The following is a 9864-nucleotide window of genomic DNA, read 5'->3' as shown; positions in this document are numbered from 1 at the left end:
AGGTTCGCGGCCGTGACGCCGTCCACCGCGGAGTGGTGCACCTTGAACATCAAGGCGAGCGCGCCGTCCTCGTGCGCATCCGTGTCGGCGGCCTCCTCGACCACCCACATCTCCCACAGCGGCTTGTCTCGATCCAGCGGAACCGACGCGATTTGCCCGCAAAGGTCGGCCAGCTCCGTTCGCCCTCCCGGCGACGGCAGCGCGACCCGGAACACGTGACGAGACAAGTCGAAGTCGTTGTCCTCGACCCATACCGGGTGGTCAAGGTTCAGCTGGCTGTCGGCGAGCTTTGCCCGGAACTCCGGCAGCGCCTTGATCCTCAACGCCAGATCGTCACGTAACCGGTCAAAGGTGTAGCCACCGGGAATGGTGGATGCGTCCAACTCGACAACCGAGCAGACATGCAGTGGCACCGTGGGCGATTCGATGTACAGGAAACTGGCGTCGAGCCCGCTTAGCCGTTCCATCAACTCCGCGTACCCCGATTGACCCGAGCGACAAACGCTGCCATCTGATCCGACTGGCTCTGCAAACGTCGAGAGGCCGCAGTTGCGGTGACGCCGCTCGCGGCGATATCACATGCGCTATCACGTTCTACAACCGAACACGGTCGCCATCGTGTGACAGGAGTGACGTCGGCGCACGCCTGCCAAATTGGTGTCTGAAAGGTGATATCGCCCGCGATAGCGTTTTGCAATGGGCAACCACTACACCTACCGCGTGGAGTGGTCGACGGACACCGAGCAGTACATGGCCCGGTGCGTCGAAATCACCGGACTTCTCGCCTCGGCTCCGACGGCACAGCAGGCGCTTGCGCGCATCGAGGCCGCGGTGGTCGAACACTTGCGTGAAATGGATGAGGTTTTCGGTGGGGAGCCGCCGACGCCATTGACAGAGCAGAACTACAGCGGACGGTTCATGGTCCGCACGTCGCGAGCACTCCACGCACGGCTAATGGTGGAAGCCGCCGAGCAAGGTGTGTCGCTCAACCAGTGGGTGGCACAGAAGCTTGCCGACCGGAAACCCAACTTGGACTGGTAGGCGCGGCTTGGCGGCATAGGCCGTCGGGAAGTGATATCGCCGGCGATATCGCTTTCCAACCGCCACTGTCGCTGATCAGAACGGCTGTTTGCCGGCGGTGAGCAGGGAGTCGACACTCGACGCGTTGTCCGTGGCGGCGGCGGCCATCACGATGGAGTGTGCAAGATCGGGGTCGGTTTGCATCGGGACGACCAGCAGGACGATCTTGTTGCCGCGGGCGTCGAGAACTTCGAGCGTATTGGGCGGCTGGCGGTGGTATCCGTCGAGTCGGACCGTGCGTCCGCCGGTAGTCAGTCGTCGCGGTGCCTTTGCCCACTCGTCGAGGTTGTACATCACCCGTGCCACGGTGCCGAGGCGCACCGACAGCACCGCCAGCAGATCGGGAAGCTCGGTCGGCAGATCATCGCCGTGCGGCCACCATGCTCCGTCGACATACCCGGTGGTGGGTGCCTTGCGCTTCAACCGCAGCCGCGGCGTGTTCTCGGGTCCCGCGTGACGCCGGCCGGAGGCGGCACGGCTCTCTAGTAGTGCCATGGGTCGATCCCGTCTGAGCCTCGGACGGCCCAATTCATTCGAATCGGCGACAACACAATCTCAGATGGTCGCGTGCGACGTACCGCCGAATGCCCTCACTCTACGCGCATCGGATTCCAACCGACCCGGGAGCCGACGCGAAGGACCGCCTGCCGAGCGAAAGTTGTTATGCACAAAGAGATGTGGGCTGGTAGGAAATTCCCACCAGCCCACGTTGCCTAGAGCTTGCTAGACGGCGGTTACTCCGACCGCCTGAGGACCCTTGGTCCCCTGTTCGATGTCGAACTGAACTCGCTGGTTCTCCTCGAGCGATCGATACCCGTCCCCGCGGATCTCTGAGTAGTGGACGAACACATCTGCTTCGCCGCCGTCGGGGGCGATGAAGCCGAAGCCTTTATCGCCGTTGAACCATTTCACAGTTCCCTGTGCCATACTTTTTCAACTTCTCTCATTCTGAACGGATGTAGAAGAACATCCTGCATCACGGTAGCACGGGCGGCGGCCAAAGCCGTCGCCCGCAGCGTTGATGAACTGTTTTCGTCTGAGAGAAAACGCTTTTCGTAAGCGGGCTATGCGCACTGCTTTTGACTACTTGCCCGAAGTGTTCGCGGGTCATCCCCTCGGTGTAGTGTCGATACTGAACCGTTTCGCTAGTCAACCTGATCCGCCCGACTGGGCCGAACAAGATCAACGTGCGATCCGATTCGTATGCCGATTCGCATGCCGGATTGCAGGCGGCGCTGGATCGGCCTCGAAGCGAAGGAATTGTCCATGGATCACACGGGCTTACACATTGATCCTATTGCAGACCAATGGATTTCGGCTACCTTTTCGACGAGTGCGGCACGATGAGCGCGCTGGACCGGCGGCGGTTGGCCAGCCCGATCCGGCTTTCCTTGGCTTCCAAGCTGGGCGGTGACCTTGACGGGGCGTGGTGGCCGCACTCCGCGTCGGTGGCACGGGAGTTACCTGAACTGATCGACGCCCTCCGAGAGCGCTTGGGCGAGGTCATCGATATCGGCGTCAATTGGTCGTCGTTGGATGGTGTACCAGACCTTGACTTACTAAGTCGCATCGCCGCTATTCCAGGTCATCAGGTCCGCCACCAACGCGTGATGACCGTTACCGGCAGTCTGGCGCGGGTGAATCTATTGGTCGTTCCGTCGCGGACTACCAGAGCCCTCGCTGTGATGTTGCTGCGTCAGGCCGCTACTCTTCCGATCCTGCCCATGCACCTGGACGCCCCGGTATGCCGAGCCGCCGATGACATTGTGCGTGCCGCGCGTGCTGAAAGCGCGCTGCGCGGCAGGCCTGCGGCTAGCTCGACGTTGAGATCCTCGATCACCTGATCGCGCCGTTGATCACCGGCGTGTCGATCATGCCCTTCTCAACCCCCCACATGGTGGCGATGGTCTTGTAGTCGCCGGTGGCCATCACGTGCTCCAGCGCCTGGCGCAGCGATTCGGCCAGCGTTGAGCCTTTGGCCACCGGCCAGCCGTACGGCGCGGTGTCGAACACCTCACCGGCCGCCTCCAGCGCGCCGCCACTGAGCTTGATCGCGAACCCCGTCACCGGCGAATCGGCCGACATGGCATCGACCTCCCCGGCGATCAGCGCCGCGGTGAGTAGGTCCTGGCGCTCGTAGAGCACCGCCTCAATCGGCGCCACCCCCGCCGCCACACATTCATCGCTCTTGGCCGGGATCTCGACGGTTAAGTGGGTGGAGCCGGGCGTCGCGCCGACCCTCAGCCCGCACGCGGCGTTCGGATCGATCCCCGAGCCGGTCCGCTGCGCCCACAGCGTCCCGGCCTCGAAGTAGGTGACGAAGTCCACCAACTCCTCCCGCTCCGCGGTGTCGGTGAACGACGACATCCCGACGTTGAACTCCCCGCCCTGCACCGCCGGGATGATGGCCTCGAACGCCGTCTCGCGGTAATCCGGTGTCAGCCCAAGGGTTTTCGTTATCGCATTCATCAGGTCGACGTCGAAGCCGACGATCTCGCCGGCGGAGTTCTTGAACTCGTTGGGCGCATACGGCACGTCGACCCCGATCACCAGCCGACCCGTCGCCTTGATGTCGTCGGGCACCGTCGCCGCGATCGCCGGCACTGCGCCATCGGGCGCACCTGGAGCCGCCGGCGACGTTGTGTCGGTACCGCCCGCCGGCCGGTCATCACCCCGATTGGGCCAGAACTGCCACGCCCCGAACGCAATCGCCGCGACCAGCAGCACCGCGGCGCCCGCCACGGCCAGGAGTCGCCCCGGGAGTCGCCGGCGCTCAGGTGTCTTGGCCCGACGGGAATGCCGCCCGGAGCCGCCCGTCGCACGCACCGGCGTATTCAGCGCGCGCCGCGCGGCGGCGGCCAAATCGTGGGCGTTTTGGTATCGCTTCGCCGGCTTCTTGGCCATGCCCTTGGCGATGACCTCGTCGAAAGCCGCCAGCTTGGGATCGGTGGCCGACGGCCGAGGCACCGGGGCGTTGATGTGCCCGGCGATCTGCTGCTCGAGACTGTCCGCCGGATAGGGCCGCGTGCCGGTGATGCATTCATACAGCACACAGGTCAGCGCGTAGATGTCGGAACGTGGGTCGATCCGGCCGCCCTCGAAACGCTCCGGGGCCATGTACGCCATCGTGCCCAGCGTGCTGCCAGCCGTGGTCAACCCGGGGTCACCGGCCGTGCGGGCCAGACCGAAGTCGATCAGGTAGGCGAAGGCGCGGTCGGTGATCAAGATGTTCGACGGTTTGACGTCCCGGTGGATCAGGCCGGCTTGGTGCGCGGCGTCCAACGCCGCAGCGATCTGCTCGACCACCGGCACCGCGAACGCCGGCCCTAGCGGCTTGCTGCTGTCGTTGAGCATGGCCCCGAGGTTGCGGCCCTCGATCAGCCGCATGTCCAGATAGAGCCGGTCGTCGATCTCGCCGAACCCGTGGATCGGCACCACGTGGGGTTCGTTGATCCCGGCCGCCGCCTGCGACTCGCGACGGAACCGTTGCTGAAACGTGGCGTCCTGGGCCAGATGGTGTGGCAGCACCTTGAGCGCGACGACGCGGTCGGTTTTGGTGTCGTAGGCCAGGTAGACCTCGCCCATACCGCCCCGGCCGATCAGCTTCCGCAGCTGATAGTGCCCGAATGGTGTCGCATCCACCGTTTAGTTACTCCTCGGCGGGCCAAGCCCGCATCGGTGTGTCGCTTGAAGCTACATCAGCTTTGCCAGCGATGTCGGGGAGTGCGTCGATGCTGCGTGATCGCTAACGCGAGGCGTACTGCAGCGCAGGCTCCACCGAATCCACCCCACCGTTGCTGAGGATGGTGAGCCGATCGGGGCGCACCTCGTACCGAGCGCCGTCGGCTGGGTTGGTGACGTCGAACCCGCCCCCGGCCGGCACCGCGTTGGCGAGTTGGATGTTGGCGCCGTCGCTCAGTCGTTCACCCCGGTAGTGGTAACTCCCGGGCGTCGTCTCACACACGACCGCCAGGGACAGCGCGGTTCGGATCATGGCCGCCGGCGAGCTCCCCGGGTCGCAGCGGGCCGCGTGGCCGACGAAGCCCTGCCCATCAATTTCTGGCGTGCCGGCGCTGGCCGTCGGGCTCGTCGTCGTTGGTGATTCGCTCGTCGTTGATGGGGTGATCGTCTCGGTGGTCGTGCTCGCGGGTGGCGGCTCAGCCAGCGTGGTCTGCGGCGCAGAGCCGCTGTTGCGGTCGCCGAAGACCAACAGCGCGCCCAGCACCACAGCCGCCCCGAACAGCACGATCACCGCCGCGCCCAGCGCCACCTGGGTATTGCTGAAATGCGACTTCCGCACCGGCGGCTCGGGTGGCTGGATGTGCGGCGGGTACGGGGTGTAGCCCGTTCCGGCCGGGTTTGGGTAGACCGCCGAGAACTGCCGGGTGCTCGACGGCGGGCTCGGCGGAGGAGGCGCCGGGAGCGGGGGCTGGGGCGCGCCCGCCGCGGCGGTCGCTGCCTTGGCCAGTTCACCTGCAGAGGCGAACCTGTCCGCGGGCTTCTTGGCCATGCCCTTGGCGATGACGTCGTCGAATGCTCGGTTGATCCCCCGGCGCATGATGCTCGGCCGCGGCGCCGGTGAGAACATGTGCGCGCTCATCAGCTGTCGCAAGTCGCCTGCCTCGAACGGCGCCCGACCGGTGAGACATTCGTAGAGCAGGCACGTCAGCGAGTAGATGTCGGCCGGCGGGCCGACGTGCCCGCCGCTGAACCGTTCGGCGGCCATGTAGGCGCACGATCCGATGATCAACCCCGTCTTCGTCACGCTCACGTCACCACCGGCGTGGGCGATGCCGAAATCGACGAGATAGGCGAAGTCATCGGGCGTGAGCAGCACGTTCTCCGGCTTGATGTCGCGGTGTACCAGGCCGTCGGCGTGTGCGGCGTCCAGGGCGGAAGCCACCTGCGCGATGATCGACGCGGCGCGCCTCGGCTCCAGTGGGCCGTTCGCCCGCAGCTCGTCCTTCAGGCTGGCGCCCTCGACGAGCCGCATATCGATATAGAGCACTCCCTCGATGTCGCCGAAGTCGTGCACCGGGATGACGTGGGGTTCTTGCAGCCGGGCCGCTACCCGAGACTCGCGCCGAAAACGCTCCTGGAAGCTCGAGTCGGCGGCCATCTCTGCGCGCAAGAGTTTGACGGCCACCATCCGCTCTCTAACGGTGTCGTAGGCGCGATATACCTCACCCATTCCGCCGACACCGATCAGAGAGTGCAGCTCATAGGGCCCGAATCGGGTGCCCAGCCGGGGGCCGCCGTACGGGGAGGCCATTTTGCAATCCTTTCCGTCGTCCCGACCCTCGTGAGGCCACCGTCCAGCCCGACGTGCGGCGATGAAAGTGTTCCCGCATTGGACGATCACTTAACGTGCCCGGCAGCTAGTGCACCCAACCCGTGCAAGCAAAGCGGCCCCACGCCGTCGTCGGCGGCGGCCGCAATTGCGGCCGGTGCAACAGCGGCAATCATTGCCACAACAGGCGCTGGTTGCAACGTGAGGTGAACTGCGGCTGGATTGGTCCTACGGTGAGGGCATGACAGAACAGTCTCCCGCGGTCACCATTGGGCATCCGCCGCAACCGCTACTCAATGCCGTCAACCCGTTCCTGCGGCTCTTGCTGCGCACTCCACTCGCGGGCGCCGCGCGCGAGCAGATCATGGTGCTGAGCTTCACCGGACGCAAGACGGGGCGCCAGTTCTCACTCCCGGTGAGCGCGCACCGGATCGATGGTGACCTCTACGCGCTTGCCTCCGCGGGCTGGAAGCACAACTTCCGCGACGGCGCCACCGCCGAGGTGCTGCACGACGGCAAGACGACAACCATGCGCGGCGAACTCATCCAGGACCGGGCGGTCGTCGCCGATCTCTACCAGCGCTGCGCCGAGTCCTACGGCGTCAAGCGCGCCCAGCGGATGATGGGATTGAAATTCCGCGATCAACGCATCCCCACCCTCGAGGAGTTCACCGAGGCCGTCGATCGAGACCACTTCGCCGCGGTCCGGTTCACTCCGGCCAGTTAGCCGTCTGCGTCTAGATCCGCGCCCGTCGGGGAAAGCGTCTAGGTATGAAGATCGCCATTAGCGGAGCCGGTGTGGCCGGCGCCGCGCTGGCGCACTGGTTGCACCGCACCGGCCACACACCGACGCTGATCGAACAGGCGCCGAAATTCCGCACCGGCGGCTACATGATCGACTTCTGGGGCGTCGGCTATCGCGTCGCGCGGCGCATGGGCATCGAGGAGACCATCCGCGACACCGGGTACGACGTGCGGTGTGTGCGCTCCGTCGGGTCGGACGGCGCGGCCAAAGCGGAGTTGGGGGTCGACGTCTTTCTTCGCATGATCGGCGACGACTTCATCAGCCTGCCCCGCGGCGACCTGGCCGAAGCGATCTACCACACCATCGACGGCAAGGTCGACACCCTCTTCGGCAACAGCATCGCCACCATCGACGAGCACGCCGACGGCGTGCGGCTGACCTTCGAACAAAGCCCGCCCGACGAGTTCGACCTCGTCATCGGCGCCGACGGACTGCACTCGAACGTGCGGCGGCTGGTCTTCGGCCCCGAAGAGAACTTCGAGCATTACCTCGGCTGCAAGGTGGCCGCCTGCGTCGTCGACGGATACCGACCGCGCGACGACCTGGTCTACGTCACCCACAACACGCCCGGCCGGCAAGTGGCCCGCTTCGCGCTACGCGGCGACCGCACCATGTTCTTGTTCGTGTTCCGCGCCGAGCACGAAAGCGCCGGCCTGTCGCCAAAGCAGCAGTTGCGCAACGAGTTCAGTGACGTCGGCTGGGAATGCCCGAGCATTCTCGCCGCGCTCGACGACGTCGACGACCTGTATTTCGACATCGTCAGCCAGATCCGGATGGACCGCTGGTCGCACGGGCGGGTCCTGCTTATCGGCGATGCCGCCGGCTGCATATCGCTGCTCGGCGGCGAGGGCACCGGACTGGCCATCACCGAGGCCTATGTGCTCGCCGGGGAGCTGCTGCGCGCCGGCGGCGACCACCGCCGCGCCTTCGACGCCTACGAGACGCGGCTGCGTCCGTTCATCAAAGACAAGCAAGCCGGCGCCGAACGGCTGATCGGCTTCTTCGCCACCAAGACCCGATTCGGCCTCTGGTTCCGCAACGCAGCGATGCGCACGATGAACCTCGCGCCGCTGGCGCGGCTGTTGGCACCCAACGTGCGCGACGACTTCGACTTGCCCGAATACCAGGCCTAGGGCCGCAGCTGCAGAATCCGGTCGTCGCCGTCGCGGGGAGAACCCCGACCGTCGCGGTTGCTGGTGGTGAACCACAGCGTGCCGTCCGGCGCCGGCACAACCGTTCGCAGCCGCCCGAACTCGCCGACGAACAGCGCCGCCGGATCGCCCAGCGCGCCGTCGCCGCCGACCGGCACCCGATACAGCCGCTGACCGCGCAGGCACGCGACCCACAACGAACCACCGAAGAAGGCCAGCCCGGCCGGCGACGCCTCGTCGACACCCCACTCGATCACTGGGTCGATCAGTCCCGCGGTGTCGGCGCGACCTTCGGCCATCGGCCAGCCGTAGTTGCCGCCCGGCTCGATCAAATTCAGTTCGTCCAAAAGGTTCGCTCCGTACTCGGTGGCCCACAGCCGGCCCGCCGAATCCCACGCCAACCCCTGGATATTGCGATGCCCGTACGACCAGACCGGCGATGCCGGATCGGGGTTGTCCGACGGTACCGACCCGTCGGGATTGATGCGAAGAATCTTGCCGCCCAGCGAAGTTCGGTCCTGCGCCAGCTCGGGATTACCGGCCTCCCCGGTTGCCACGTAGAGCTTGCCGTCCGGTCCGAACGCGATGCGCCCGCCGTTGTGGCGGGAGGAACCCGCAGGAATCCCGGTGAATATCGGCGCCTGCTCGGTCAGCGCGCCGCCGTCGAAGCCCATCCGCACTACCCGGTTGTCGCCCGCCGTCGTGAGGTAGGCGAACACCGTTTGACCCGACGTGGCAAGACCCAGCAGACCGCCTTCACCGCGCGCAGCGACGCCGGCCACACTCCCGACTGGATTCACGGCCCCTACCGAAAGGTGCTTGACCGCGCCGCTGTCACGTTCGGCGATCAACGCGCTGCCGTCGGGCAGAAACGCGATGCCCCACGGCACATCGAGGTTGGTGGCGATGTCGGCAACTCCGGCGACGTTCGGCTGACCGCGCGATTCGACATCGTTTGCGCACGCGGCGACCAGCAGCACGGCCGAGACGAGCGCCACCGCGGCGCGTTTCAAGGGGGCCATACATCAGATGTACCCGTAATTGGCAGACGAACCACCGTTCGTCGCCGCGTGAAATCTCGCGTCCTACTACCCGCTAGGGTCGCCGAGGACGCTGAGCGGAGGCGACACTACGTGGCGGGCTTGATTGCCGCCGTCCCGGCATGCCTCATCCGCCGACGTGAACAACTCGGCAACCAGGAATTCTGCGTCGTCGACATGGGCGACGACGGCCTCGTTAGGGACCTTCGCGCGTCACAACTCCGCCCGGGTCCCAGTTCCGCTGCGGGTAGGGATATTCCGGCTCGTGGAATCGGTTGATGATCGGAATGCGTTCGATGATCCGATCGCGAAGCCGCGGCTGCGGCGGCACCGCCGGGACGGCGGGCCGGGGCGGCACATAAACCGGCGGTGGCGCGACCGGTGCAGCCGCGGGCGCCTCGTACACCGGCGCCGGCGCCCGGTACACCGGTGGAGGTGCAGCCACCACCATCTTCAGCGCGACCACCTGTCGCGCATTCGGCGGTGGCGCCGCAGGCC

Annotated in this window: 11 protein-coding genes; 4 read left to right on the top strand and 7 right to left on the bottom strand. The window is 66.0% G+C overall.

The features are described from left to right. Nucleotides 1-467: wax ester/triacylglycerol synthase domain-containing protein (locus ACRDU5_RS12360; RefSeq protein WP_526614830.1), on the bottom strand; the 467-nt coding region annotated here is incomplete at its 3' end. Nucleotides 468-696: 229 nt separating this feature from the next. Between ACRDU5_RS12360 and ACRDU5_RS12355 the strand changes: the two genes are divergently transcribed. Beyond that, nucleotides 697-1041: a type II toxin-antitoxin system HicB family antitoxin gene (locus tag ACRDU5_RS12355; RefSeq protein ID WP_526614828.1), complete on the top strand. Its 345-nt coding sequence runs from the start codon at nt 697-699 to the stop codon at nt 1039-1041. A 75-nt stretch (nt 1042-1116) separates the two neighbouring features. On the opposite strand, the gene ACRDU5_RS12350 is transcribed toward ACRDU5_RS12355, so the two are convergent. Both ACRDU5_RS12350 and ACRDU5_RS12345 read right to left on the bottom strand, forming a co-directional pair. Further along, complete coding sequence (locus tag ACRDU5_RS12350; protein WP_526614827.1) at nt 1117-1575, bottom strand: DUF5994 family protein; 459 nt, start codon at nt 1573-1575, stop codon at nt 1117-1119. Nucleotides 1576-1803: 228 nt separating this feature from the next. Further along, nucleotides 1804-2007: a cold-shock protein gene (locus ACRDU5_RS12345; RefSeq protein ID WP_526614826.1), complete on the bottom strand. Its 204-nt coding sequence runs from the start codon at nt 2005-2007 to the stop codon at nt 1804-1806. 380 nt (nt 2008-2387) lie between these two features. Between ACRDU5_RS12345 and ACRDU5_RS12340 the strand changes: the two genes are divergently transcribed. Next, nucleotides 2388-2924, top strand: coding sequence for a DUF5994 family protein (locus ACRDU5_RS12340; RefSeq protein ID WP_526614825.1), 537 nt, complete (start codon nt 2388-2390; stop codon nt 2922-2924). On the opposite strand, the gene stpK7 is transcribed toward ACRDU5_RS12340, so the two are convergent. Next, on the bottom strand, nt 2917-4722 hold the full coding sequence (gene stpK7 / locus ACRDU5_RS12335) for a serine/threonine protein kinase StpK7 (protein WP_526614824.1): 1806 nt from the start codon (nt 4720-4722) through the stop codon (nt 2917-2919). The genes ACRDU5_RS12340 and stpK7 overlap by 8 nt on opposite strands. A 103-nt stretch (nt 4723-4825) precedes the next feature. Further along, the gene (locus tag ACRDU5_RS12330) at nt 4826-6352 is read right to left on the bottom strand and encodes a serine/threonine-protein kinase (RefSeq protein WP_526614823.1); all 1527 of its coding nucleotides are present in this window, start codon (nt 6350-6352) and stop codon (nt 4826-4828) included. Nucleotides 6353-6611: 259 nt separating this feature from the next. Between ACRDU5_RS12330 and ACRDU5_RS12325 the strand changes: the two genes are divergently transcribed. Together ACRDU5_RS12325 and ACRDU5_RS12320 are read left to right on the top strand one after the other, a co-directional pair. Then, on the top strand, nt 6612-7097 hold the full coding sequence (locus tag ACRDU5_RS12325) for a hypothetical protein (RefSeq protein ID WP_526614822.1): 486 nt from the start codon (nt 6612-6614) through the stop codon (nt 7095-7097). Nucleotides 7098-7141: 44 nt separating this feature from the next. Beyond that, the gene (locus ACRDU5_RS12320; protein ID WP_526614820.1) at nt 7142-8308 is read left to right on the top strand and encodes an FAD-binding domain; all 1167 of its coding nucleotides are present in this window, start codon (nt 7142-7144) and stop codon (nt 8306-8308) included. Here the strand turns inward: ACRDU5_RS12320 and ACRDU5_RS12315 are convergent. Together ACRDU5_RS12315 and ACRDU5_RS12310 are read right to left on the bottom strand one after the other, a co-directional pair. Next, nucleotides 8305-9348 carry a PQQ-dependent sugar dehydrogenase gene (locus tag ACRDU5_RS12315; protein WP_526614819.1) on the bottom strand — a complete coding sequence of 348 codons (1044 nt, stop codon included), beginning with the start codon at nt 9346-9348 and terminating at the stop codon, nt 8305-8307. The genes ACRDU5_RS12320 and ACRDU5_RS12315 overlap by 4 nt on opposite strands. A 214-nt stretch (nt 9349-9562) precedes the next feature. After that, nucleotides 9563-9864 (bottom strand): DUF7157 domain-containing protein (locus tag ACRDU5_RS12310; protein WP_526614818.1); only part of this gene is annotated, 302 nt, incomplete at its 5' end.

Source organism: Mycobacterium sp. (assembly GCF_050701515.1).
Lineage (GTDB): Bacteria > Actinomycetota > Actinomycetes > Mycobacteriales > Mycobacteriaceae > Mycobacterium.
This window is presented reverse-complemented; position numbering and strand designations above follow the sequence as displayed.